The sequence below is a fragment of the Moraxella lacunata genome (assembly GCF_900453205.1).
Lineage (GTDB): Bacteria > Pseudomonadota > Gammaproteobacteria > Pseudomonadales > Moraxellaceae > Moraxella > Moraxella lacunata_B.
Window position 1 is genome coordinate 342,021 of the sequence record NZ_UGQU01000003.1, and the last position, 24,393, is coordinate 366,413.

Annotated in this window: 23 protein-coding genes and 1 other RNA gene; 17 read left to right on the top strand and 7 right to left on the bottom strand. The window is 44.0% G+C overall.

Translation table 11 applies throughout. The features are described 5' to 3' along the window. Positions 1–124: 124 nt before the first annotated feature. The 3 genes from DX073_RS14755 to DX073_RS10600 are packed head-to-tail and all read left to right on the top strand — an operon-like array spanning position 125 to position 1,248. Positions 125–619, top strand: a complete 495-nt coding sequence (locus DX073_RS14755; RefSeq protein ID WP_258556932.1) for a DUF4130 domain-containing protein — start codon at positions 125–127, stop codon at positions 617–619. Next, positions 588–962 (top strand): TIGR03915 family putative DNA repair protein, encoded by a 375-nt coding sequence (locus DX073_RS14760; RefSeq protein WP_258556933.1) that lies wholly within the window; start codon positions 588–590, stop codon positions 960–962. Before DX073_RS14755 ends, DX073_RS14760 begins: the two co-directional genes overlap by 32 nt. Positions 963–1,017: 55 nt before the next feature. Next, on the top strand, positions 1,018–1,248 hold the full coding sequence (locus DX073_RS10600) for a transposase (RefSeq protein ID WP_115008022.1): 231 nt from the start codon (positions 1,018–1,020) through the stop codon (positions 1,246–1,248). A gap of 126 nt (positions 1,249–1,374) precedes the next feature. On the opposite strand, the gene ssrA is transcribed toward DX073_RS10600, so the two are convergent. From ssrA to DX073_RS10615, 3 genes are all read right to left on the bottom strand, one after another. Then, positions 1,375–1,733, bottom strand: a transfer-messenger RNA (tmRNA) gene (ssrA, locus tag DX073_RS10605). 52 nt (positions 1,734–1,785) lie between these two features. Continuing rightward, entirely contained in the window at positions 1,786–2,628 is an 843-nt protein-coding gene (locus DX073_RS10610) for a substrate-binding periplasmic protein (RefSeq protein ID WP_115008023.1), read from the bottom strand. A gap of 598 nt (positions 2,629–3,226) precedes the next feature. Next, positions 3,227–5,341: an OmpA family protein gene (locus tag DX073_RS10615; RefSeq protein WP_115008024.1), complete on the bottom strand. Its 2,115-nt coding sequence runs from the start codon at positions 5,339–5,341 to the stop codon at positions 3,227–3,229. Positions 5,342–5,883: 542 nt separating this feature from the next. On the opposite strand from DX073_RS10615, the gene DX073_RS10620 reads away from it, so the two are divergent. Both DX073_RS10620 and DX073_RS10625 read left to right on the top strand, forming a co-directional pair. Beyond that, positions 5,884–6,129, top strand: a complete 246-nt coding sequence (locus DX073_RS10620) for a hypothetical protein (protein WP_115008025.1) — start codon at positions 5,884–5,886, stop codon at positions 6,127–6,129. Positions 6,130–6,385: 256 nt separating this feature from the next. Then, on the top strand, positions 6,386–7,408 hold the full coding sequence (locus DX073_RS10625; protein WP_115008340.1) for a tyrosine recombinase XerC: 1,023 nt from the start codon (positions 6,386–6,388) through the stop codon (positions 7,406–7,408). Here DX073_RS10625 and DX073_RS10630 read toward each other — a convergent pair whose 3' ends face one another. Next, on the bottom strand, positions 7,409–8,275 hold the full coding sequence (locus DX073_RS10630) for a nitrilase-related carbon-nitrogen hydrolase (protein WP_115008026.1): 867 nt from the start codon (positions 8,273–8,275) through the stop codon (positions 7,409–7,411). Between the two features lie 293 nt (positions 8,276–8,568). On the opposite strand from DX073_RS10630, the gene rpoN reads away from it, so the two are divergent. Beyond that, on the top strand, positions 8,569–10,179 hold the full coding sequence (gene rpoN, locus DX073_RS10635; RefSeq protein ID WP_115008027.1) for an RNA polymerase factor sigma-54: 1,611 nt from the start codon (positions 8,569–8,571) through the stop codon (positions 10,177–10,179). A gap of 61 nt (positions 10,180–10,240) precedes the next feature. On the opposite strand, the gene DX073_RS10640 is transcribed toward rpoN, so the two are convergent. Further along, the gene (locus DX073_RS10640; protein WP_115008028.1) at positions 10,241–10,705 is read right to left on the bottom strand and encodes a DUF4124 domain-containing protein; all 465 of its coding nucleotides are present in this window, start codon (positions 10,703–10,705) and stop codon (positions 10,241–10,243) included. Between the two features lie 581 nt (positions 10,706–11,286). On the opposite strand from DX073_RS10640, the gene DX073_RS10645 reads away from it, so the two are divergent. The 10 genes from DX073_RS10645 to DX073_RS10690 all read left to right on the top strand — a co-directional run bounded on the left by DX073_RS10645 (position 11,287) and on the right by DX073_RS10690 (position 20,099). After that, on the top strand, positions 11,287–13,005 hold the full coding sequence (locus DX073_RS10645; RefSeq protein WP_258556951.1) for an acetolactate synthase 3 large subunit: 1,719 nt from the start codon (positions 11,287–11,289) through the stop codon (positions 13,003–13,005). Then, positions 13,005–13,517 (top strand): acetolactate synthase small subunit, encoded by a 513-nt coding sequence (ilvN, locus tag DX073_RS10650; RefSeq protein ID WP_079324226.1) that lies wholly within the window; start codon positions 13,005–13,007, stop codon positions 13,515–13,517. The genes DX073_RS10645 and ilvN overlap by 1 nt, the downstream gene beginning before the upstream one ends. A 3-nt stretch (positions 13,518–13,520) precedes the next feature. Beyond that, on the top strand, positions 13,521–14,102 hold the full coding sequence (locus tag DX073_RS10655) for a hypothetical protein (protein WP_115008030.1): 582 nt from the start codon (positions 13,521–13,523) through the stop codon (positions 14,100–14,102). 216 nt (positions 14,103–14,318) lie between these two features. Then, positions 14,319–15,341 (top strand): ketol-acid reductoisomerase, encoded by a 1,023-nt coding sequence (ilvC, locus tag DX073_RS10660; protein ID WP_115008031.1) that lies wholly within the window; start codon positions 14,319–14,321, stop codon positions 15,339–15,341. A gap of 24 nt (positions 15,342–15,365) precedes the next feature. After that, positions 15,366–15,893 carry a hypothetical protein gene (locus tag DX073_RS10665; RefSeq protein WP_079324228.1) on the top strand — a complete coding sequence of 176 codons (528 nt, stop codon included), beginning with the start codon at positions 15,366–15,368 and terminating at the stop codon, positions 15,891–15,893. A gap of 291 nt (positions 15,894–16,184) precedes the next feature. Then, positions 16,185–16,409, top strand: coding sequence for a cold-shock protein (locus DX073_RS10670; RefSeq protein ID WP_115008032.1), 225 nt, complete (start codon positions 16,185–16,187; stop codon positions 16,407–16,409). Positions 16,410–16,828: 419 nt separating this feature from the next. Further along, positions 16,829–17,578: an electron transfer flavoprotein subunit beta/FixA family protein gene (locus DX073_RS10675; RefSeq protein ID WP_115008033.1), complete on the top strand. Its 750-nt coding sequence runs from the start codon at positions 16,829–16,831 to the stop codon at positions 17,576–17,578. Positions 17,579–17,727: 149 nt separating this feature from the next. Further along, the gene (locus DX073_RS10680; protein ID WP_115008034.1) at positions 17,728–18,660 is read left to right on the top strand and encodes an electron transfer flavoprotein subunit alpha/FixB family protein; all 933 of its coding nucleotides are present in this window, start codon (positions 17,728–17,730) and stop codon (positions 18,658–18,660) included. Positions 18,661–18,813: 153 nt separating this feature from the next. Further along, complete coding sequence (locus tag DX073_RS10685) at positions 18,814–19,638, top strand: threonine/serine exporter family protein (protein WP_029102738.1); 825 nt, start codon at positions 18,814–18,816, stop codon at positions 19,636–19,638. Beyond that, positions 19,638–20,099: a threonine/serine exporter family protein gene (locus DX073_RS10690; RefSeq protein WP_115008035.1), complete on the top strand. Its 462-nt coding sequence runs from the start codon at positions 19,638–19,640 to the stop codon at positions 20,097–20,099. The genes DX073_RS10685 and DX073_RS10690 overlap by 1 nt, the downstream gene beginning before the upstream one ends. Here the strand turns inward: DX073_RS10690 and DX073_RS10695 are convergent, their stop codons facing one another. Continuing rightward, positions 20,100–20,852, bottom strand: coding sequence for a ParA family protein (locus DX073_RS10695; protein ID WP_115008036.1), 753 nt, complete (start codon positions 20,850–20,852; stop codon positions 20,100–20,102). A gap of 68 nt (positions 20,853–20,920) precedes the next feature. Continuing rightward, positions 20,921–21,583 carry a 16S rRNA (guanine(527)-N(7))-methyltransferase RsmG gene (rsmG, locus tag DX073_RS10700; RefSeq protein WP_404932942.1) on the bottom strand — a complete coding sequence of 221 codons (663 nt, stop codon included), beginning with the start codon at positions 21,581–21,583 and terminating at the stop codon, positions 20,921–20,923. Between the two features lie 82 nt (positions 21,584–21,665). Here rsmG and DX073_RS10705 point away from each other — a divergent pair, with 82 nt between their 5' ends. Continuing rightward, positions 21,666–24,038, top strand: coding sequence for a Lon protease family protein (locus tag DX073_RS10705; protein WP_115008038.1), 2,373 nt, complete (start codon positions 21,666–21,668; stop codon positions 24,036–24,038). Positions 24,039–24,393: the final 355 nt, after the last annotated feature.

Here is a 24,393-nt window from a genome sequence, read left to right on the forward strand (position 1 = left end):
GAAAATTGAAAATTGAAAATTGAAAATTGAAAATTGAAAATTGAAAATTGAAAATTGAAAATTGAAAATTGAAAATTGAAAATTGAAAATTGAAAATTGAAAATTGAAAATTGAAAATTGAAAATTGAAAAACGACCTGGATTTATTAACCATCGATGACAATATTACCCTAACCCATGACAGTGATTTTGATGGCTGGCTGACGGCGGTGTTTGTCTGTTATGAGCAAAAGTGCACAGACAGGGCGACTTTGGTGTGCCGTCATGAGTACATACCAAAGTTTTTTGACACGGTCGTGGATGTAACAACCGACCCTGCCAAAGCCGAACGGGTGCTGACCAAGCTCACCCAAACGCTTGGCAAAGATGGCATAAGACAGCTCATGTGGGCGTACTTATCCGAGCTTGACTATATCCCAAACGTGCTTTTTGGTGTGGTCAAATACGCCCCGGTCAATCCCACAAAAAATATCCTAAAAGACCACGCCCATCCCGATGTCATGGCTCTACACCAAACGGTCAAATCAGTTGGGCGAGAGCGACACCACATGAAAGCCTTTGTCCGCTTTGAGCATACCACAGACGAGGGTGTATTTTGCCAAAATCAACCCCGATTTTAACGTCCTGCCACTCATCACCAATCACTTTAAGGTACGCTATCAAGACCAAGATTTTGCCATTTATGACATCAAGCGGAGCTATGGTATTTTGTCAAGGCAGGGCGATACAGACGTGCAGATGATTGTCGGGATTGATGATGATGTATTGACAGACAGTCGCTCGGTGTGGAGTGATGATGAGGCTCGTTATCAGCGATTTTGGCAGGGATATTTTGCCAATGCTATCATCAAAGAGCGTATCAATCCCAAGCTACATAAGCAGTATCTGCCCATTCGTTATTGGCGATATCTGTCTGAGAAACAAGTGCGTGGCGATGAAGAGTTTTTGAAGAAAAAACGCTGATATTTCCTTCTTTGTCAATGGGCATGATTATTAGAATATGATTTGAAAAGCTGTTATGTTTTGGATTCTTATCTTAGACAATGCAAGATTTCACAGAGTGAAACACTTGCAAGAGCTTGCCAATAACACACCATACAAACACATCATCTTATCATTACCACCTTGCTTACCCAAGCTAAATCCAATAGAACATACTTGGGCAACCATTAAGAAATGGCTTAGAAGTTATTTGGCGGAGTTTGAGACAATCAAAGAGAGTTTGAAGTGTTATTTTGGGGTTTGGTGAGTATACTATGATACACGATGACTTTATGAGATACAACAAGACAATAAAAAAGCCTTGATTTACAAGGCTTTTTTGATGGTTTATGACACTTAAAAATACTTGATGATTTTTAGTGATTTGGATGGGTGGTGGAGATGGCGGGAGTTGAACCCGCGTCCGCCAGCACTACGCCCATGACTCTACACGCTTAGAGTCTGTCTTTGGCTTTAATCCGCACCGACCCGACAGTCAGGGTGGATTGGACGATTTGCTAAGAGTTCGCACCTGTCATCGCAACGCTAACAGATGCTATCCTTTGTACGTTCGCATCGGGGTGAGCAACCAGACCAAAGGCAATCTGTGCCGACCCAAGTAGCCCTTAGGCTGCTAGTGCGTAAGTTTCGTCGTTTGCGACTATTTTAAATTGTATGTTGATTTACAAGAGACATACGCTCTTGACGTGCATCATTAGGTTTCATTACCAGCGTCGAAGCCAGAACATCCCCAATGGCTTGATTATAACAAAAATCATCATTCAAATCAAGGGTTATACATGACCTAGCTTGATTTCTTAGCTGTCTGTGCCGACTCGCCACCAGTATTTTCAAACCATTTTTGCTCTAATGCTTGAAACTCACCAGAGGCTTTCATGTCTGCCAGCCCCTGATTGAACATCTCAATCACTTGCGTCTTGCCCTTGGGCGCCACCGCGACCGCATATGAACCCTTGTCATTCGCATCGCCATGTTCTAACAGTTTGGTCTTATACTCAGGATGTGCATTGGCAATATGTTGAACGATTTGCTTGTCGCTAATAATGGCATCCACTTTACCATTTGCCAAATCCTGAAAGCTCAAAAACACCTTGTCCTGAGCCACCACTTGGTCAATGCCATTATCACGGGCAAAATTTTCAAATACCGTTTCTTTTTGCACACCTAATTTTAGTGACTTTAAATCTGCCACAGAATCAATATCTGCTTTACCATCCAAGGATAAAATACCCGCAGGTAAATACACATAAGGATTGCTGAGCAGATACTTGCCTTCACGTTCAGGCGTATAAGAGATGGATGAGATGGCAAGGTCGCTCGTCCCTTGCTCTACTGACTTAAACATCTCTTGCCAAGGCAGAACATTAAACTTGACGGCATAACCATTTTTTTGGGCGATATGAGTGATAAGTTCTACATCAAAACCGATGGGATTGCCCTTTTCATCAATATAAGCAAAAGGCGACATGCCACTATTGACTGCCACCTTGATGGTTTTGGTGTTGGTGTTGTCGGTATTGACAATATTTTGTGTGGCAGGCTCTTTGTCGCCACAAGCCGATAAAAATCCAGTCATGCAAATTGCACCAATCATGACGCCCTGACCTAAAAATGAAGTGTATTTCATAACCGCTCCTAACGATTTTTATGTTTATTTAAACTTTCTTAATAATATTGGGTAGATTTATTAATAATAATCATACTCAATATTGATAATATTGTATAAAATAACATTGATTTTTGCAATGATTAATATTGGAAAAATTCATTAATAATATTAGGGATTTTAGTTATAAGTATTTGGGTATTGTTAATTGAGTATACTTTTCTAGAAAGCCGTTCGTGGTGAGCTTGTCGAACCATAACGGTTTTCCTAGACTTCGACAAGCTCAGTCCGAACGGAAAACCTTAAAATCTATCTTTATTTAACAATACCAGTATTTGAAATAATTATCTTTTTTACATTTTTTAAAAAAACTATTAATCTTAATTTTCATGAAATTTGATAAATAAAAAACCATGTTGTCTTTAATGAATTTATATCAAGCATCGGGGCATGTCTTCTTTATGTATTTTTGTATAAATAACCATTTGGATTCATAAATTTTAAAATGCAGATTGCACCAAAAAGGGCAGACCTGCCCTAACCATGCAGATATCCATAAAAAACCCGTGATTCACTCACGGGTTTGCTGTTTTAAAAATGGATTAAAATCACGTTTGGCTTAACGCACTTCTCTTTCTACACCTCGCCCTTGCTCAGAGCTAATTGTGGCATTACTAAGCTCAATAAAATCATCAGGTAAGGCAGGTGTACTTGCTGACGGGGTAGGGGGTGGGGTGGTGCCAATATAACCTGATGGGGCAGGGGCAGGATACACTTCGGGCAGGGGTTGTACATTTTGTACAGGTTGGGGTAGGTAGTTGCCATCGGGCATGCCTTGTACGGGCATGTTTTGCACAGGCATGGACTCTGGCATGGTCTGCATGGGTACATTTTGCACAGGCATGGGCATTTGTTGTACGGGGGCAGGCATGGGCATGCTTTGGGCAGGCATGGTGGTGTTTGGTGCTGGCACAAGCTGGGTCATGTCCACGTTGAGTGCGGTCATGGTCGCTTCATCAAACACCAAAAACTCTGTCCGCCCATTTTTAAAGCGACCCAACTCGGTCACGTTGTCCGATATTGGAAAGCTGTCGCCCACACCTTTGGGGGTCAGCTGGGTATCACTTACGCCCTGCTCTACCAAAAAGGCTTTGACCGCTTCGGCTTGACTTTGTGATAGGCTAAGATTTGCCATGCGGTCAGTGCCATCTCCGCCACTGGTGTGGGTTGCGATGATGAGCTTGATGCTCGGATTGGCTTTGATTTTCTCTGCCAGTAGTGACAGCACGCCATGGGTGTTGGCAGGCAACTCGCTTGTGCCATTAAAGTCAATCACCGCAAGGCTTGCCGAGCGTGACAAGTCGTAGCTGTTGGGCGGATTATCAAGACCATTTAGGGCGGTCGTGGCACGTTCAAAGCTCTGATTGATGACATTTGTCTTGTCCAACGCAGGAGCAGGCGAGACGTCAAACTGCGGGGCGAGCAGGGCGATGTCATTGACGATTCTAGGCAGGATGTCTATCTTTGGCGTATTGACATAGATGTGGTCGCCGATAATCTCAATGCTGGTAAACGGCTCAGCCTTGACCATCGCCATGATGCTCTCCAAGCGTTCTAGCCCTGTCAGCGATGTGCCAAAATTATCATCGATGTCCATGATACAGCCGATTTGCCCGAAGTTCTTTTGTAGCACCCCGAGCAGTTGTTCTTGGAGCTGGCTGTTGCCCACTTCGGCTTGACAGGCGTACAGCGTGCCGTTCTCGCCTGATGTTAGGGACAGACGGGGCGGATTTAGCGATTTGACGGTCGGTGTGGCGACATTGGGGTCATGGACGGGGGTGGTCTCTGATGAGCCTGATTTGTCTTTTAGTAGATACCATGCTCCACCCCCGACAGCCAAGGCGATAAGCCCTGCTCCGAGTCCCATTAATAAAGGGTTGGGGCGTGCTACCTTGGGTTTAACATGGGGTTTAATGGGGTGATGACCATTAAGATGATTATCATCATTGACGCCATCTTGGGCGGTTGTATCGGTATTGATATCATCATTTATATTATTATCAATACTGCCATTGATACCGCCATTAATGCCATTATTTATGCCATCTTGATAAATGCCATTGGTATTAATATTTTCCCCTTGTTTTTCACTATCAAAGGGTGTATTGGTATTATCATTAATATCAGCAGTTTTGGTGACACTAATAATTGGTGAGTCATCTGTGGCGATGGGAGTATTATCAATATCATCATCTGCTTGATTGGGCTGATTATCAGAATTGATAAATGCCAAATCAGCAGTTGGCGTTTGTCCATTTAATTGTTCAATCTTTTGAGCCAGCGAGCTTTGGATAAACTGGGGTGACCACGCAGGCAAATGCGTGCGACTTGATTCAAAATTCTGTGCCAAAAAAGCAATCAGCCCCTGACCCCCTGCCAAATTCGCCACTTCCACCATCATCGGCGGAGTAATGGCTTTTAGGAGTGTCATCGTGGACTGCTCATCCATGTGAAAACTGCGTGCCAAACGCCTTGCCAAAGGCTCTGCCTGCATGCCCCACAAGGCGGTCAGGCTGTGATTTTTGGCATTGGTGCTGTCAAAGCCATCATTAAGCTCAATCAAGCGTGCCGTGCTTAGGGCATAATACTGCTTTAACAAATCCGCACTCGTATCTTCGTTTGAGATGCCCATAGAGCTTGATACCAACCCATGCAAATACTGTACGATGTCCATCGCTCACCTTATCAACTGTTTTTATGCTAACCCTTTATTATACCGCAAATTCTTACAAAAATCTGTGCCATTATCGTCATCGCCTTGCCTTTTGTCTTGTTTTTGTGCTGTTTTATCATCTGATGCGGTAAGGGCTTGACATGGTGTTGGGCGGTGCGATAATCAATTGAAAAATTGAAAAATTGAAAAATTGAAAAATTGAAAAATTGAAAAATTGAAAAATTGAAAAATTGAAAAATTGAAAAATTGAAAAATTGAAAAATTGAAAAATTGAAAAATTGAAAAATTGAAAAATTGAAAAATTGAAAAATTGAAAAATTGAAAAATTGAAAAATTGAAAAATTGAAAAATTGAAAAATTGAAAAATTGAAAAATTGAAAAATTGAAAAATTGAAAAATTGAAAAATTGAAAAATTGAAAAATTGAAAAATTGAAAAATTGAAAAATTGAAAAATTGAAAAATTGAAAAATTGAAAAATTGAAAAATTGAAAAATTGAAAAATTGAAAAATTGAAAAATTGAAAAATTGAAAAATTGAAAAATTGAAAAATTGGGAAAATTGGGAAAATTGGGAAAATTGGGAAAATTGGGAAAATTGGGAAAATTGGGAAAATTGGGAAAATTGGGAAAATTGGGAAAATTGGGAAAATTGGGAAAATTGGGAAAATTGGGAAAATTGGGAAAATTGGGAAAATTGGGAAAATTGGGAAGGGAAAATTGGGAAAATTGGGAAAATTGGGAAAATTGGGAAAATTGGGAAAATTGGGAAAATTGGGAAAATTATTTAACATAACCAAAATTATTTGGTTGTCATGACAAATCGTGATAAGATAGTTGTTCCTAAATTTCCTAGTCTGATTTTACCAATTTACCAAATCCACCCAAATAATTTTCCCGATATTTATCCAATACTTATCTAGCATTTACCCAATAATAGCCATAGCCATGAGACTGTCCGCCATTTTAAACCAAACCCACTCCGCCCAATCATCCAGTGACGCTCATCCGCCAAGCCTAGCTAGGCAAGCAGAGCAGGCTCATGACATGCCCATTAGCCATGATACAGACCCAAGACAAGCCATGACTCAGACTCTGCTATCAGCGATAGAGCGGTGGCTGTCGTCACTGACAGGGCAGAATTATTCGCCCCACACGCTGTCGGCGTATCGGGCGAGCATGTACCGCTTTGGCGAGTTTTTGGGGCGTTATGGCGTGGACTGGCAGGACTGTCGCCCCAAGGATTTGGAGTGGTATGTCGTGACACGGTTGGAGCAGGATAGGGTGCAGACGGCGAGTGTCAAACGGGACATTTCTGCCATCAAGCGGTTTTATCAGTTTGCCATCAAGGAGCAGGAGCGGATGACAGACGGCAAAGCGACTATCTGTAACCCGACCATCGGTTATCGCCTAAAATCCGCCCCCAAGCCCTTGCCTGTGGTGTTGGATGTGGATTTGATGACACAGCTGTTGGAGCAAGCCCCACCCGATGACCCCGAGCAGGCGGATTTGTGGGTGCGAGATAAGGCGATGTTTGAGCTGATGTACAGTAGCGGACTGCGTTTGGCGGAACTGGCATCGCTTGATGTGGCAGATGTGGATTTGACCGCCAAATCGGTTAGGGTGCTGGGCAAAGGCAAAAAAATGCGTGTTGTTCCTATTGGCACCAAGGCGATGCAAGCCATCAATGCCTACCTGCCTTATCGCACATCATGGCAAGCCAAAAAAGTCGCCAAAACTGCCAAGCCTGATGACATCACGCCTGCCAGTACCGTCAAGGCGTTGTTCATCAGTGAGCGACATGGCAAAAGACTAAGCGAGCGTGCGATACAGCTTCGTCTGTCGCTGTGTGCCACTCGGGCAGGCATCGCCCAGGGTTTGCATCCACATTTGCTTCGCCACAGTTTTGCGTCGCACCTGTTGTCATCAAGTGGTGATTTGCGTGCGGTGCAGGAGCTGTTGGGGCATAGCAATCTTAGCACCACGCAGATTTATACCCATGTGGACTTTGGGTCACTGACCAAGGTTTATGATAAGACACATCCTAGGGCGACCGCCAAAAAGCCTTAATTATAATTCCACCCGACATTCAAATATCGGCATATTTTTACGAATATCATCTTGCTCATCTTTATCAAAATCAGCATAAATGATTATAAAGTCGCCACCGTCTGTCGTGTCTGTACCACTCACGATTTTCCCATTGGCATTTACTATCATGCCATGCCCCCACGTCTGGCGGGTTTGGGGCTTGTCCTTGTGGGTAAAATGGTGCGTGCCACCTTGTGCTGAGCCGATGATAAGGCATTGGCTGTCAAGCGAGCGAGCGGTTAGGAGTGATTGCCAATGAGCCTTGCCTGTGGTATGGGTAAAGGCAGACGGCACAGTGATGATGTCCGCCCCCATATCTCTAAGTTTTTGATAAAGCGTGGGAAATCGCACATCAAAACACACCGTCATGCCTATGCCAACCGCCATACCGCCTAGTATGCAGTGAGCCACCACGGGCGTATCGCCTGCTTCAAAGGTGCGACCTTCATCATAACTGCCCACGCCGTCCGCCACCGACGCCCGAAACAAGTGGATTTTGTCATAGCGGGTGATGAGCGTGCCTGTATTGTCAAACAGTAGGCTAGATTGGCGGAACTTGCCGTCTAATTTGCCGTCTATGGGCGTGCCATCAGGGCGAGTAGGGCAAGGGAGTGTGCCTGCTAAGATATGAATGTCGGTATCACGGGCAAGGCGTGCATAAAAATCCACCATTTCATCAAAACGGCTGGCAAGCTCTTTTTGCGACCCCATGACGCAGGCATTTTCGGGCAAAACTGCCAAATCCGCCCCGTTGTCTTTGGCGACAGAGACAGCCTGTTTGATAATGGCTAGATTGTTATCAATGTTATCTTGGGAATTTAGCTGAATGTTGGCAATCTTTGACATAGTTGTCCTTACTGGTAAATAACTTCGAATTTATTATAAAGCCATTTATCAAGCTAGGCAACTTTTGGGTAGATTTCGGATGACTTGATGATTGGCGTAATGGTCATGATGGATGGGGTTGTGATGGGATTTTAGGCAGGAAAATAAGTTATAAAATAACAATGATGGGTGTTATTGGGGTGTTATGTCGTAAAATTTACGCCTTTTGGCAAAATCTATGCAAAAATTATGCCAAAATGTTGTAAAATTTAAAAGTTGGTAGATATTTTAAAAATTAGGACAGTAGTACACCCATGAGTCTCTCATTTGGCTTGGGCGTTGGCTTAAACCAATCCCAAAAACTTACCCCACAAATGCAACAGGCGATTCGTCTGCTGGCTTTGTCGCACCTTGAATTAGAGCAAGAAGTGCAGATGAAGCTAGACAGCAACCCTTTGCTTGAACGGGTTGATGAGAGTTTTGAGGTAGAGTTTGACCGTGATGAGCTAAGTTTGGATGACTGGACGGATAATAATTGGCAAAAAAATGACAAGCAAAGCTCGGATGGCTCAGATGGTTTTGATGAGCCCTTTGAGAGTGACAGTTATGATAAGCTGACCAAGTCAGGGCTTGATGACGGGGCGATGGACAGTGATTGGGATAATGTCTATACCCCTGATTTTGAGTATGATGGCGACTTTGGTGCATCGGGCAGGCATGATGATGAGCATGAGTTTTTGGGGGCGACTCACACCAGTATCCAAGAGCATGTGCGTTTTCAGATGAATTTTAGTCCCATGAATGCCAAAGAGTCGCTGATTTTGGATTATTTGCTAGATGCCATGGATGAGATGGGTTATATCCGTTTGGGCGTGGATGAGCTGTATCAGAATTTGGCGACCCTTGCCAGCTTTTATCAGTGGGAAGAGGCGGTTAGCCCACCTGAGATTGTTTCGGTATTACAACGCATTCAGGCGTGTTCGCCAACGGGCGTGGGGGCGAGAAATCTGCCCGAGTGCTTAAGATTGCAACTTGACGAGCTGACCAAAGATGACCCTGATTTGCCTTTTGCTGATGAAGCTTATATGGTGCTTGGGGCGACCACTCATTTGGAGACGAACAACATCAAGGCACTCATGCAGGATACCGACCTAAGTTCTGCCGAGATAAAAGGGGCGATGGCGATTATCCGCAGTCTTAATCCCGAGCCTGCTTCTGAGTTTTATAAAAATGAAGGTAGTATTGACCAAAGTATTGATATTCCTGATATTTTAGTCATCGCCTTAGAAGAGGCCAAAGGCAGATATGCCAAAAAATCTTTGGTTAATGTCACCGATACCGACGCATGGCGAGTGGTGCTAAACCAAGACATCATTCCTAATTTACAAATTAACCAAGAATACGCCAGTCTCATCAAAAAAGGCGATGATGGCGATGATAATGTTTATCTTAAAGATAAACTAAATGATGCTCGTCTGTTCATTCGCAGTATCGATGAACGCAACCAAAACTTACTTAAAGTGGCAAGTTGTATCGTTCGCCGTCAGCAGGGATTTTTGGAGCGGGGCGTGGAAGCGATGATTCCTTTGACCCTAAAAAATATCGCCGATGAGATTGGACTGCATGAGTCCACCGTCTCACGATTGACCACCAATAAGACCATGCTCACCCCACAGGGTTTATACCCCTTAAAATACTTTTTCTCATCCAGTGTAGATAGTGAGGATGGCGAGGTGTCATCAATCGCCATCTCTGCCCAAATTCAAAGCATGATTCAAAACGAAGACCCCAAAAAGCCCCTGTCAGATGCTTATATTACTGGCGTATTAGAAGAGCGGGGCGTGAGTATTTCACGGCGAACCGTGACCAAGTACCGTGAAGCGATGGGGATTTTGCCATCAACATTGCGTAAGCAAAAAATTTAAGTAAAAAATAAACCCTACAACTTGATGGTGGTAGGGTTTATAATGGAGTGATATGAAAGAGTTAGACGCCTTGACAGTATTGGTCAATCAATTGTTGATGTTGTTGGCGTTTTGAGCTAATCTCTTGGTCATTTAAATAAACTCGCTCGCCATTGGCGTTGGTTTCAAAGATACGCCCACCAATGGTTAGGTTGGCAAAGTTAGCACGCAATGACTGACAGCGATTGGCAAGCTCTTGGTTTTGTAGGGCTTTGTTTTGCTGTTCTAAGTCGGCAATACGCTGAGCTTCTGGCGTTGGAGCAGGGGCGGGCATGGCAGGCTGTTGTGCCAGTTGTCCTGTATCAGCGGTGCGTCCATCGCTGCGCATCTCTAATATTTGAAAGTTTTGGGTGTCTTTGGGTTGCATTTGGCTATAGCGTACTTCGCCATGTTTACCCACGCTTTTGTAAACCGTGGTGGTGTTGGCGTTGGCGGTAATACCAAAAGTGGCAATGCTAAGTAGGGCGGTTAAAGTATGAATTTTCATGAAAAGTCCTTAATGTTGGATGATGTCAAACACATCTCCACAGTCGGCAAAAAATAATGCTAATATTGCAACAAAACCACGATAAAATCAAGACCGATTAGGCAAATAAATGCGGTATTTGTCGTTTTTTGAGTAAATTTTAGTGTTGTTTTAAAAAATTAACAATAATCTTTAAAAAACTATTGGCAAAAAAGATGTTTTGGGGTAAGATAGCAAAATCTTAGTTTTAATAACTAAATTTATTAAAAGTTTTTTAACTTATAAAAATTAGTTATATAAGTCAGCGTTTTTTATATCAAAAAAGACGTTTGTTAAGCCCAAGCGAATAGATTACCGTTTATTCATACCGACTTAACATTGCCCAAGACTTACCGGTCTGCAAGACGACATTTTCATCTTTTTGTCAGTCCTTGTACCACGTCTTTGGTAAGTTGTTTTGTTTCACCCCATTTGGGAAAAGGATTGATATGACAGAGCAAACCACCCAAGCCCCCAACATGACGGGGCATACTCAGACGGCAGACGCTGCCAAACATTTCCATGAAAATCAAGCCAAACTTGCCCGTGGCGAAACCGTTGCCATGAGTGGGGCGGAGCTACTTGTGCAAGCCTTAGTTGATGAAGGCGTAACCCATATCTTTGGCTACCCTGGTGGGGCGGTGCTACATATCTATGATGCCCTATTTAAGCAAGACAAGATTGAGCATATCCTAGTTCGCCACGAGCAGGCGGCAGGACACATGGCGGACGCTTATAGCCGTGTTACAGGACGTACAGGTGTGGTGCTAGCCACGTCAGGGCCGGGCGTTACCAACACCGTAACCGCCATTGCCACAGCGTTCATGGATTCCATTCCTATGGTGGTATTGGCAGGGCAAGTGCCAAGCACTTTGATTGGCGATGATGCCTTTCAAGAATGCGACATGATTGGCGTGTCTCGCCCTGTGGTCAAGCACAGCTTTGTTGTGCGTAACCCTGCCGAGATTCCCACGATTATCAAAAAAGCCTTTTTTATCGCAAGCTCAGGCAGACCCGGCCCTGTGGTGGTGGACATTCCAAAGGACATGACGAACCCTGCCGATAAATTTGACTATTTTATGCCAAGCGAGATTCATATTCGCTCTTATCAGCCAACATCAAAAGGACATAGCGGTCAAATCAAAAAAGCCCTAGACGTGCTACTGTCTGCCAAACGCCCTGTGCTCTACTCTGGCGGTGGCGTGGTGCAAGGTAATGCCAGCGATGAGCTTCGTGAACTTGCCAATTTGTTAAATTTGCCCGTTACCAACACGCTCATGGGGCTAGGGGCATATCCTGCCACGAGCGAGCAGTTTGTCGGTATGCTTGGCATGCACGGCACTTATGAAGCCAACATGACCATGCACCATGCGGACGTTATTTTGGCGGTGGGAGCAAGGTTTGATGACCGTGTTACCAACAACGTCAAAAAATTCTGCCCAAACGCTACCATTATCCACATTGACATTGACCCAACGTCAATCTCAAAAACCATTAACGCTCATATCCCTATTGTGGGCGATGTTAAGCCTGTCTTGACCGAAATGGTAAGCATTGTCAAATCTAGCGACAAACGCCTAGACGAGCACGCCCTTGCCGACTGGTGGACGCAAATAGGCGAATGGCGTAAACGTCATGGTCTGCGTTATGGCGATGACACGGACGCCGATGTTCATGCGATTATGCCCCAACGTGTTGTTGAAACGCTGTGCAAACTCACGGATGGTAAAGCAATTATCACCTCCGATGTCGGTCAGCACCAAATGTTCGCAGCCCTTTATTATAAATATGACGAGCCACGCCAATGGCTAAACTCTGGCGGACTTGGTACTATGGGTGTGGGCTTGCCTTATGCCATGGCAGCAAAATTGGCGTGTCCTGAAAAAACGGTCGTCTGTATCACAGGCGAAGGCTCCATTCAGATGAATATCCAAGAGCTATCAACGTGCTTGCAGTATAATTTGCCTGTCAAAATCCTAAACTTAAACAACGCCCAACTTGGTATGGTAAAACAGTGGCAAGATATGTTGTACGAAGGTCGCCATGCCCAAAGTTATATGAAATCGCTGCCTGATTTTGTCAAACTTGCCGAAAGCTATGGGCATAAAGGCGTAAAAATTACGAGTCCTGCTACTATGGAGGAGGAGCTAAAAGAAGCCCTAGAAATGGACGGTTTGGTGTTCATTGATGTGTATGTGGACAGAAGTGAGCACGTCTATCCCATGCAAGTGGCAGGGCAGTCCATGCGTGATATGTGGTTATCAAAAGGGGAGCGTACCTAATGGCACAGTTACAAAAACACTTGATTTCGGTACTTATGGAAAACGAAGCAGGCTCGCTGTCCCGTGTGGTGGGGCTGTTTAGTCAGCGTGGCTACAACATTGATACGCTAAACGTTGCCGCTACCGAAGACCCGACATTATCACGGCTTACCCTGACCACGATTACGACCGCCGATAAGATTGAGCAGATTACCAAACAACTTCATAAACTCATTGAAGTGGTCAAAGTCCAAAATCTGTCCGAAGTCTCTGGCGGTAGTCAGATTGAGCGTGAGCTTATGCTCATCAAAGTGCGAGCGACAGGGGCATACCGTGAAGAAGTGTACCGCACGGCAGACATATTCCGAGCCCAAATCGTGGACGTATCGGCAAACCTTTACACCATTCTTATCACAGGGGACGCAGGCAAGTTAGATGGCTTTATTGAAGTTATCGGACGAGATAAAATCCTAGAAGTGGTACGCTCTGGCGTGATTGGCATTGCACGGGGCGAGCGAACGCTTGCGGTGTAGGTTATGGACTGGTCTGGTTTCTTTTCATCTTTTTTTGGGGTATTAGGTGCTATTCCTATCCTAGGTTTCTTGGAAAAATTCTCTTTACAAGAAAGACAAGCAAAAAATAACATACTGCAAGAAGGATATAAAATATTCTTTTCTAGCAAGATGAATGCTTATATGGAATTGGTTCATTTGAGGTATAAATATTCTATTATAAGCTTGGAAAATCAGTCTAGACCTGATGATTTCTTAGATAGACTAAATCTTAAAAAATTTAGCGTGATTTTTCAGATAAAATCACATATCCAAGAGAATAGAATTTATTTGTCAAAAGATTTGGTTGATATTTTTGATAAATGGTACTCTCTAATTATGCCAATTTATCAAGAAGTGGATAATGTGATTTATTCTGAATTTGATAGAATTAGTCAAGAGGCTGAGTGTTTAGATGAAAAAGTTTGTGATTTGGCAAATATTGAATTAGCTGATAGTTTTATGGAAGAAATATCTAAAAACCCAAAGATTGAAGAGTACTGGAATATTCTTTTGGGTAAAATTGATGTAGATTTCATTGCTTTAAAAAATAAGTATGATTTATAGATATTTGCCAAGCATAAATATTGAAAATTTGGTATTGTTAAATAAAGATAGATTTTAAGGTTTTCCGTTCGGACTGAGCTTGTCGAAGTCTAGGAAAACCGTTATGGTTCGACAAGCTCACCACGAACGGCTTTCTAGAAAAGTATACTCAATTAACAATACCGAAAATTTTAATCCAACCCAACGCCATTTATGGCAATTTTTAAGGAAACTCGTATGAGCTTAAATATCTATTATGACAAAGATTGTGATTTGTCTATCATTCAAGGCAAAAAAGTTGCCATTATCGGCTATGGCTCACAAGGTCATGCCCACGCCCTAAACTTAAAAGATTCTGGCGTTGATGTGACCGTTGGTTTGCGTCAAGGCTCACATTCTTGGAAAAAAGCCGAGAACGCTGGTCTAAAAGTTGCCGAAACTGCCGATGCGGTCGCTGGTGCGGACGTTGTCATGATTTTGACCCCTGATGAATTCCAACGCCAGCTTTATAAAGAGACCATTGAGCCAAACATCAAACAAGGTGCAACCCTTGCCTTTGCTCACGGTTTTGCCATTCATTACAACCAAGTTGAGCCCCGTGCCGACCTTGATGTGATTATGGTTGCCCCAAAAGCCCCTGGTCATACCGTACGTTCTGAGTTTGTTAAAGGCGGTGGTATCCCTGACCTAATCGCCGTTTGGCGTGATGTGTCAGGCACTGCCAAACAGCTTGCCTTGTCTTATGCTTGTGGCGTGGGCGGTGGTCGCTCTGGCATCATCGAGACCACTTTCAAAGACGAAACCGAAACCGACCTATTTGGTGAGCAAGCGGTTCTTTGCGGTGGTGCGGTTGAGCTTGTCAAAATGGGCTTTGAGACCCTAGTAGAAGCAGGCTACGCCCCTGAAATGGCGTATTTTGAGTGCTTGCACGAATTGAAATTGATTGTAGATTTGATGTACGAAGGTGGTATTGCCGACATGAACTACTCAATTTCTAACAATGCTGAATATGGCGAGTATGTGACAGGCGTAGAAGTCATCAACGAGCAGTCCCGTGAGGCAATGCGTAACGCCCTAAAACGCATTCAATCTGGCGAATATGCCAAGATGTTCATCGCTGAGGGTCAGCTAAACTATCCGTCTATGACTGCCCGTCGCCGTAACACTGCCGAGCATGAAATTGAAAAAACTGGGACGAAACTTCGTGCGATGATGCCTTGGATTGGCGGTAACAAAATCATTGATAAAGAGAAAAACTGATTTAGATTTTCTTTTTAAATAAAAATGACCGTCCTTTGGGCGGTTGTTTTTTGCCTTGTCAGTACGCCCCAATCAGCGTATAATAGCACATTTGTGCAGATTTATTTTTTAATGATAGCTTATAATATTCACCATTTTTTAAACAGTTTGTCCGATTTTGCCATTTTGTATATTTTGGCAAGTCTTGTCATTGCCATTTTGATTTGGATTGAGTCGGCATGGGTTGCCCGTAACGGTGGCAAATTGCCCCAAAATACCCCCTTTGTCGTCATCAGTATTTTAACGTCATCATGGCTTATTGTGTCGGGACTGGCGTTGTACTTTTTGGAATTTGACGGGGTGCTGATGAGCGTGCCTGTGGTTTATGGCGTGTATTCACTGCTAAGCTGGATAAAAGGGGCGAAACTCATCGGCGATGACCTACCTGATGACCCAAAGGATATCGTCCTGCCTAGCAAATATCTCACCTATTCGCAGTCGTTTGCCCTTGTTTTTGCTGTGCTTTGCGTGAGTATGCTTGCCTTGCCCTACACCGATTTGCCTTTTTTGTAAAATTACAAAAATAAATCCCCTTTTTGATAAAAACTTTGTTATACTAGCTGTACGGTATTTATGTACCATAGATTGTGTTTTGCTCGCCTTGTGCGAAAAAACGACTTTGATAACTTGCGGACGAGTGCTGGTATCAGGGCGTATGTTAGATTTATTACTGAACCATTAAGGCAACTTATCGGTTTGATATAGAGTTTAAGCGTCGTATCTTTAACTTATTTTGCGGTTTTGGCAACATAAATATTTTCACGGCATTTTGCCATTATTTCCCCATTTTCAAGGAAAACTCTCATGTCAAACAAAGTTACTGGTACTGTTAAATGGTTCAATGAAGCCAAAGGTTTTGGTTTTATCGCCCAAGACGCAGGCGGTCAAGACGTATTCGCCCATTACAGTGCCATTACTGGTTCTGGTTTTAAAACCCTAGCCGAAGGTCAAAAAGTGGCGTTCATTCTAGGCGAAGGCAAAAAAGGCCCACAAGCCGAAGAGATTGAAAAAATCGGTATTGTTAAATAAAGATAGATTTTAAGGTTTTCCGTTCGGACTGAGCTTGTCGAAGTCTAGGAAAACCGTTATGGTTCGACAAGCTCACCACGAACGGCTTTCTAGAAAAGTATACTCAATTAACAATACCAAAAAATCTAATTGCTAATATCATTGGCTAAGCACTCAAAGCAATTTGGGTGCTTTTTGTTTTTGTTATTTGGCAATGTATTTTGGAAAAGCGTGTAGGGGTAAATTGCAATTTGCCCTATGGTTGGGTTTTTAAAGAATGCCATTGCCTATTATCCCAACCGCCAAAAATAAAAATGACTGCTCATTCACGTTAAGTATTTGACCAAAATTTGTAAATTTTAGACAATCTAGCATGGCATAAAGCTAATAAATGTGATATATTTTTATTAAATTTTTAAAACCCAAAAAACGGAGTAACCATGAAAGTATTAGTTGCTGTCAAGCGTGTTGTTGACCACAACGTCAAAGTGCGTGTTAAAGCAGATGAGTCTGGCGTGGACTTGACCAACGCCAAGATGAGCGTAAACCCATTTTGTGAAATTGCCATTGAAGAAGCGGTTCGCTTAAAGGAGGCGGGCGTGGCAAGCGAGATTATCGCCGTATCTATTGGCACCAGCCAATCGCAAGAGCAGTTGCGTTCGGCATTGGCATTGGGTGCTGACCGTGGGGTATTGGTTGAGACAGACGCCAAACCATATCCGCTACAAGTCGCCAAAATCCTAAAAGGCGTGGCAGAAGCCGAAGGGGCGGAGCTTATCCTACTCGGCAAGCAAGCCATTGATGACGACAACAACCAAACAGGACAAATGCTGGCGGCACTCATGAATGTCGGTCAAGGTACTTTTGCGTCCGCAGTGGTGGTAGAAGGTGGTGCGGTCAAAGTAACTCGTGAGATTGACGGTGGTTTGCAAACCGTGAATTTGCCACTGCCTGCGGTCGTTACCACGGATTTACGTCTTAACGAACCACGCTTTCCAAAACTGCCTAACATCATGGCAGCCAAGAAAAAGCCACTAGATACCAAAACCCCTGCCGATTTTGGTGTGGACATGACATCAAAGCTAACCACATTAAAAGTCAAAGCCCCTGCCGAGCGTAGTGCAGGCGTGAAAGTGGCGAGCGTTGATGAGTTGATTGATAAGCTTAAAAACGAAGCTAAGGTAATTTAAAGTAATTTTAAAATTAATTAAAGTGTGGAAATGCAGGGGTAATTTGTTCGCCCATAAGTCCAAGTTAGGGCAAATGTGATTTGCCCCTACATCTCCCAAAATTAATTTGATCATTTATTTGACTAAATGAAGACAAAAAGGATACAACCATGACCGTATTAGTTTATGCTGAACACGACAACCAAGAATTAAAATCGGCGACCCTTGCCACAATCACCGCCGCCAGTCAAATCGACAGCGACATTCACGTATTAGTGGCAGGCTCAAACGCCCAAGCCGTTGCTGACAGTGTCGCCCAAGTAGCAGGCGTGAATAAAGTGCTACTTGCTGATAACCCTGCCCTTGCCAATCAGCTTGCCGAAAACATCGCCCCATTGGTGGTGGAGCTAGCTGGTGCATATAGCCACATCATCGCCCCTGCGACCACGACAGGCAAGAACTTTTTGCCCCGTGTGGCAGCTCTGCTTGATGTGAGCATGGTATCAGACATCACGGCAGTGATTGACGCCAAGACTTTTGAGCGTCCTATCTATGCAGGTAACGCCACAGCAACCGTACAATCAGCAGAAGATAAAATCGTGCTAAGTGTGCGTGGTACAGCGTTTGACTCGGCACCTGCCACAGGCGGTAGTGCGTCTGTTGAGAGCGTGAGCGTGGGTGGTGATAGTGGCAAATCAAGCTTTGTTGGCGAAGAGCTTGCCAAATCTGACCGCCCAGAGCTAACATCTGCCAATATCGTGGTATCAGGCGGACGTGCGTTGGCAAGTGGTGAGAACTTCACCAAATACATTGAGCCATTGGCGGATAAACTCGGTGCTGCCATGGGTGCTAGCCGTGCGGCGGTGGACGCAGGTTTTGTGCCAAATGATTTGCAAGTGGGTCAAACTGGTAAAATCGTTGCCCCAAATCTATACATTGCGGTGGGTATCTCAGGGGCGATTCAGCACCTAGCAGGTATGAAAGACTCCAAGACCATTGTGGCGATTAACACCGACCCAGAAGCTCCAATTGCATCGGTGGCGGATTATTTCTTAGAAGCGGATTATCAAGTGGCAGTGCCTGAGCTGACGGCTAAGTTGTGATTGATAAGACTTCATTATAATTGGTAAGACTTACCAAAAACGCATTTGATGATATCAAGTGCGTTTTTTATTGCATAAACCCACACTATATTTTTCGCCCATTTTAGATTACAATAATCGCCTTATTCTTAGCCATTTGCCGTTATTCCTGCCATGTCTGATGTGATACCCAAAAAACTGCCCTATCTGTCGCACGAAGAGCAACAGCGAATCACTCGCCTGTGTGTTCGCTGTGCGTTGCTACTCATGCAGTATGGGGCGGAGTCAGTGGTTGTGGTGGATTTGACCAAACGCTTGGGCGTGGCGTTGGGGGTTGGGGGCGTGGAATGCGGACTGTCTTTTAATGCCATTACGCTCACCACGCTGTATAATGGGCATTGTATTACCACTGTACGTAACACCGTTCATCAAGGGATTAATGTGAGTATCTTGGTGCAGATTCAGCAAATCGTCCTAGATGTCGAACGTCAAAGACAAGCAGGCGGACGAGACGAACACGCCGTTACCCACACCGAAAAGCGACTGGACAACATCGATCGCACCACATATCCCAACACGCTCATGGCGTTTTTTGTGGGTATGTCTTGTGCTTGTTTTGCTTATCTTAACGGCGGTGGTTTGGCTATCTCGCTGGTAACGCTCGTGGCAGGGTTTTGTGCCATACGCACTCGCATGTATCTGTCCGCTCATCATTTTAACCCTTTTGTGGTGGTCATCATCACTGCTTTTGTGGCGACTTTGCTTGGGGCGGTGGCGTACTTTTTGGAGCTTGGGGTCAATGCCGATGTGGCGGTGGCGTCTAGCGTGCTGTTACTCGTGCCGAGCTTTCCTATCATTAACGCCTTGTCGGATATTTTAAAGGGGTATATCAACATGGGGGTAGGGCGGTGGATGTTTGCGACCATGCTGACGTTGTCGGCGTGTGTGGGGATTGTCATCGCCTTGATTTTGTTACGCATACCGCATTGGGGGCTGTGATGACTGTGCTAACGCTACTGACAAATGTGGGGCTGTCTTGCGTGATTACGCTGGGGTGGTGCTTGATGTTTACGCTGCCGAGACGTTATGTCGGGCTGTGTCTCATCATGACGGCATTGGGCTATATCACCAAAACAGGGCTGTTGGCGGTGGGGAGTCATCTGGCGGTGGCGACATTTTTTGGAGCGATGTTGCCGAGCTTTTTGGGGGTGCATTTTGCTCAGCGACACGGACTACCGCCAAAGGCACTCATCGTGCCGAGCGTGATTTTTCTCATGCCGGGTATCGTGGCGTATAAGGCAATGGTGAGTATGGTGCAGATAGGGTATTTTGGGTTTAGTATGGAGCTGTTTGTGCTGATGATGACGTACTTTTTTGAAGCGATTTTTGTCATCTCGGCATTGGTGTTGGGACTGTCTATTCCAGGGATTTTGTTTTATCGTAGAAAGCCGATTGTGTAGTTACGGCTGTCCCAATACTTCATTCATAAGCTGATGATAAGCGATAGCCCCCTTGGACGATTTTTCGTACTCAAAAATAGATTTGCCAAAACTTGGGGCTTCTGCCAATCGGATACTTCTTGGAATGACCGTTTTGTACAATTTTTCGCCAAAATAATTTTCAAGCTCTGCCGACACGTCTTGGGCAAGCGTACTTCGCCCGTCATACATCGTCCGCACCACACCACGAATGTGCAGTTTGGGGTTGATTTGGGTCAGCTTTTCAATCGTATCTATCAAATCAGCAATGCCTTCTAGGGCAAAATACTCGCACTGCATGGGGATAATCACGCCGTCTGTGGCGACAAGGGCGTTCACGGTCAACATACTAAGACTTGGGGCACAGTCCATGATGACATAGTCATAGTCTAGCTTGGCGTTTTGTAGGGCATTTTTTAATAAAAGTGGTGCATCCGCCACGTCCGCAAGCGACACGTCAATCCCTGCCAAATCACGATTTGCCCCCACCACGTCAAGGTGCTGACTTGCCACAATGGTTTTGACCAGTAGCACATCGTCAAGCAACACGTCCGCCACCGTATAATCGAGCTCATTTTTGTCAAGCCCCAGACTGGTTGTGGCATTGCCTTGTGCGTCAAGGTCAATGAGTAGCACACGTTTTTTGCCGATAAGTGCCAACGCACTTGCTAGATTAACCGCCGTTGTGGTTTTGGCGACACCGCCTTTTTGGTTGGCGATTGCGATAATTTCCATAAAATACCTTTAAAATCAATTTGCTAGATTAGGGTAAATTACCCAATATTTCAATTTTTAAAATAACTTTAACGCTTTAAATACACCACACACCGCTCATCGCTCATTTGTGGCACAAAAATAGGCTTAATGTCAATTTGCCAATCTGTCAAATTTGCCACATTATCGCCAGTCGGAGCTTTACCTTTCATGGCATATAACACGCCGTCCGTCTTTAAATACGGCTTGGCAAGATTGACAAAATCATCAAGGCTGGCAAACGCCCGAGACGTGATGACATCAAACGCCCCATCAAAGTCCTCAATGCGACTTGCCACAGGATTGACGTTGGCAAGCCCCAATTCGCCCACCATTTGACGGATAAATCGCACCTTTTTGCCATTGCTGTCTAGGGCGGTAACGTGCCAATCAGGTTTCATAATGGCAATAATCACAGACGGCAAGCCTGCCCCTGTGCCAATGTCAAGCATGCTCATGCCTGATTTATCGGCAAACGGCAAATCCGCCACAATCGCCAAACAGTCCAAAATATGCTTAATAAACGCCTCTTTTGGGGCGGTAATGGCGGTGAGATTATATGCCTTTGTCCAAAGCAAAAGATTATCCAAATAGCCGAGCAGTTGCTTTATTTGTACTTCACTAAATGTTAAATTTAGCTTATCAGAAACTCGCTCTAATTCACGAGCAAATTCGTCGGCATGGGCGGATATTTTATGATAAGTCATTGTTATAAAGTCAAGTTAATTTCAAATCCCCTATTTTATCACGTTTTAATCTGTTAAAATATCCCTTTTTCATATTTTAATAACAACAATGACCGACCAATTCGCCCCCTACCGCCTGCCCCACACCGCCCTAAAACGCTACACCGCCACCCACGCCCTACCGCCCGACAGCACGCACGCAAGCCCCGCCCCGCACGACTTTGGGCAACGCCGAGCCGTCAATGCCATACAGACCGCCCTTGACATCAAGGCAAACGGCTACCACGTCTTTGCCGTGGGCGAAAACGGGCTTGGTAAACGCACGCTCATCACACGCCTGCTTGCCGAGCGTGCCAAACACGAGCCGACCCCGCCCGACTTGGTCTATGTGCATAATTTTGACGCACCCCGCCACCCCATTGCACTGACACTACCAAGCGGTCAAGGGGCGATTTTTGCCAAGGACATGCACAAACTTTGGCATGACCTGTATAAAAAAATCATCGCCAAATTTAATAGCATCAGCTACCAAAACAGCATTACCACCATTAAGCAATCCGCCCAAAAACAAGAAAGAAATTTGCTTGATGAAATCAATGCCACCGCCAAAAGTCATAATTTGACCTTATTGCACTCTGCCGACCAAAAAGCAGTATTTACCCCCATTGATGACAAAAAACCCATTAACAACACCGCCCTTGATAAACTACAAAAAAAACTCACCAAAACAAATATAGAATTAGACAATTTAGACGATGAAGTGAATCAAAAAATAGATGAACTTCACGAAACACTTTTGATTAAAATCATCACGCCATTATTTAATCCAATTTTAAAAAAATATGTTACAAAATCTGATAAAAAAATCAGCCAATATTTAACCGACTATCAAAAAGACATCATAGAAAATATCCTATTTATCGTAGAGCATGATGAAGACTTTATGGTAAAAACGGCAAATATCCCCAATCGCTATTATGTCAATGTGGCGGTAAGCCATACGCCAAATAGCGGTTCGCCCATTGTCTTTGAAGATATGCCAACCCACCCCAATCTGTTGGGGTATATTGAATACATCACTCAGCTTGGCACGATTTTAACGGACGCAAGCATGATACGGGCAGGGGCATTGCATAAAGCCAATGGCGGATATTTATTATTAGAAGCGTCATCGCTATTAGAGCACCCCTATGCGTGGCAAGGGTTAAAGCGAGCCTTACAATCAAAATCGCTAAGCATATCAAGCCTAGAACAAATGCTAACCTTAACAGGCTCAGTATCTTTATCGCCTGACAGCACACCATTATCGGTAAAAGTGATATTATTGGGCGAGCCTGATTTATATTATGAATTATTAGAATTTGAACCTGAATTTAATAACCTATTTAAAATCCGAGCCGATTTTAATGACACCTTACCACGCAATCATGACAGCGAATTATTTATCATTGGCAAAATTGCCGACATGATAAAAAAACAAGCATTACCCACATTTGATAATACCGCCTTTGGGGCAATATTGGACGAATTGTCCGTATATGCTGACGATAAAGACAAATTGGATTTACACAGCGACAGATTATTACAACTTGTGGTAGAATCGGCACGGCAGTTTTATTTAAATCATTCTGATGATATTGATAATAAAAATAGCCCAAAAACCGTCAATAAAACCCACGTCCAAAATGCCTTAGACGACATCAAAGAGAGAAAAGGCTATTTAAAAGAATTATATTGGCAAGAGATTCAAAACGGACAACAGCTTATCAATACCACAGGAAAAGTGGTCGGACAAATCAACGCTTTGACTGTGATTGCCTATGCCGACAGCGAATTTGGCTTACCTGCCCGCCTGACCGCACTCATCGCCCCAAAATTTGGCACAGGCGAAATCCTAGACATAGAGCGAGACGTGGAGCTTGGCGGAAGTTTGCACGCCAAGGGAATGCTCATCATGACAAGCTTTTTACGCTCATTATTTAGCCAATTTGCCGAGCTCAACTTCTCAGCAAGCCTTGCTTTTGAGCAAAGTTACGCCCACATTGACGGCGACAGTGCCACCCTTGCCGAATGTGCCGTGCTACTGTCCGCCCTTGCAAATGTGCCGATAAATCAATCACTTGCAATCACAGGCTCTATGAATCAGCTTGGGGACGCTCAGGCGATTGGCGGTGTGAACGAAAAAATCATCGGCTTTTTTGACGCTTGCTTTGAGCGTGGGCTGACGGGCGAGCAAGGCGTGATTATCCCAAAAACCAACATCGGACAACTCATGCTTCCTGATAACATCGTGGGGGCGGTAGAGCGTGGCGAGTTTCATGTTTATGCGGTGAGTAGCATTTATGAAGCGTTGTTTATTTTGACCGATATGCCAATTCATGATAAAAATAAAAAAGGCGACTATAAAAAGCATACGCTATTTGGCAAAATCGTAAGACGGCTTATGGCGTGGGAAGATAATGATAGTGGAGAGAAGAAATGAATGATAAAATAAAAGCATATAAAAGCATGATGTTTTGGCGAAATGTCTGTGTATATAGCCCTTTTATTGTCATGCCAACCGTTTTTTATTTTATTCAAAGCGGTTTTGCAATTATGGTTATTTTTATCTATTTTTATCTATTTTTATATCATGAGTGCCATTTTATTAGCCAAAAGCATTTGTCCTTTTTGTGGTGAGGATTTTTATAAATCAAGTCATGGTTATCTATTTAAAAACAGCTCTGCCCTATTTAGCAATCACTGCCAGCATTGTGGCGAGCCGAAAGGCGACAATGATAAATAAATCGGTATTGTTTAATAAAAAAACACCCTGAAATTTAGATGTGTAGGGGCGA

Bases quoted from the DNA above. Each gene is read 5' to 3' on its own strand.
- DX073_RS10640 (WP_115008028.1), bottom strand. From the start codon at position 10,705: ATGAAAATTCATACTTTAACCGCCCTACTTAGCATTGCCACTTTTGGT.
- DX073_RS10680 (WP_115008034.1), top strand. From the start codon at position 17,728: ATGACCGTATTAGTTTATGCTGAACACGACAACCAAGAATTAAAATCG.
- ilvC (WP_115008031.1), top strand. From the start codon at position 14,319: ATGAGCTTAAATATCTATTATGACAAAGATTGTGATTTGTCTATCATT.
- DX073_RS10600 (WP_115008022.1), top strand. From the start codon at position 1,018: ATGTTTTGGATTCTTATCTTAGACAATGCAAGATTTCACAGAGTGAAA.
- DX073_RS10695 (WP_115008036.1), bottom strand. From the start codon at position 20,852: ATGGAAATTATCGCAATCGCCAACCAAAAAGGCGGTGTCGCCAAAACC.
- DX073_RS10685 (WP_029102738.1), top strand. From the start codon at position 18,814: ATGTCTGATGTGATACCCAAAAAACTGCCCTATCTGTCGCACGAAGAG.
- rpoN (WP_115008027.1), top strand. From the start codon at position 8,569: ATGAGTCTCTCATTTGGCTTGGGCGTTGGCTTAAACCAATCCCAAAAA.
- DX073_RS10690 (WP_115008035.1), top strand. From the start codon at position 19,638: ATGACTGTGCTAACGCTACTGACAAATGTGGGGCTGTCTTGCGTGATT.
- ilvN (WP_079324226.1), top strand. From the start codon at position 13,005: ATGGCACAGTTACAAAAACACTTGATTTCGGTACTTATGGAAAACGAA.
- DX073_RS10705 (WP_115008038.1), top strand. From the start codon at position 21,666: ATGACCGACCAATTCGCCCCCTACCGCCTGCCCCACACCGCCCTAAAA.
- DX073_RS10615 (WP_115008024.1), bottom strand. From the start codon at position 5,341: ATGGACATCGTACAGTATTTGCATGGGTTGGTATCAAGCTCTATGGGC.
- DX073_RS10645 (WP_258556951.1), top strand. From the start codon at position 11,287: ATGAGTGGGGCGGAGCTACTTGTGCAAGCCTTAGTTGATGAAGGCGTA.
- DX073_RS10610 (WP_115008023.1), bottom strand. From the start codon at position 2,628: ATGAAATACACTTCATTTTTAGGTCAGGGCGTCATGATTGGTGCAATT.
- DX073_RS10630 (WP_115008026.1), bottom strand. From the start codon at position 8,275: ATGTCAAAGATTGCCAACATTCAGCTAAATTCCCAAGATAACATTGAT.
- DX073_RS10655 (WP_115008030.1), top strand. From the start codon at position 13,521: ATGGACTGGTCTGGTTTCTTTTCATCTTTTTTTGGGGTATTAGGTGCT.
- DX073_RS10675 (WP_115008033.1), top strand. From the start codon at position 16,829: ATGAAAGTATTAGTTGCTGTCAAGCGTGTTGTTGACCACAACGTCAAA.
- DX073_RS10625 (WP_115008340.1), top strand. From the start codon at position 6,386: ATGCCCATTAGCCATGATACAGACCCAAGACAAGCCATGACTCAGACT.
- DX073_RS10670 (WP_115008032.1), top strand. From the start codon at position 16,185: ATGTCAAACAAAGTTACTGGTACTGTTAAATGGTTCAATGAAGCCAAA.
- DX073_RS10665 (WP_079324228.1), top strand. From the start codon at position 15,366: ATGACCGTCCTTTGGGCGGTTGTTTTTTGCCTTGTCAGTACGCCCCAA.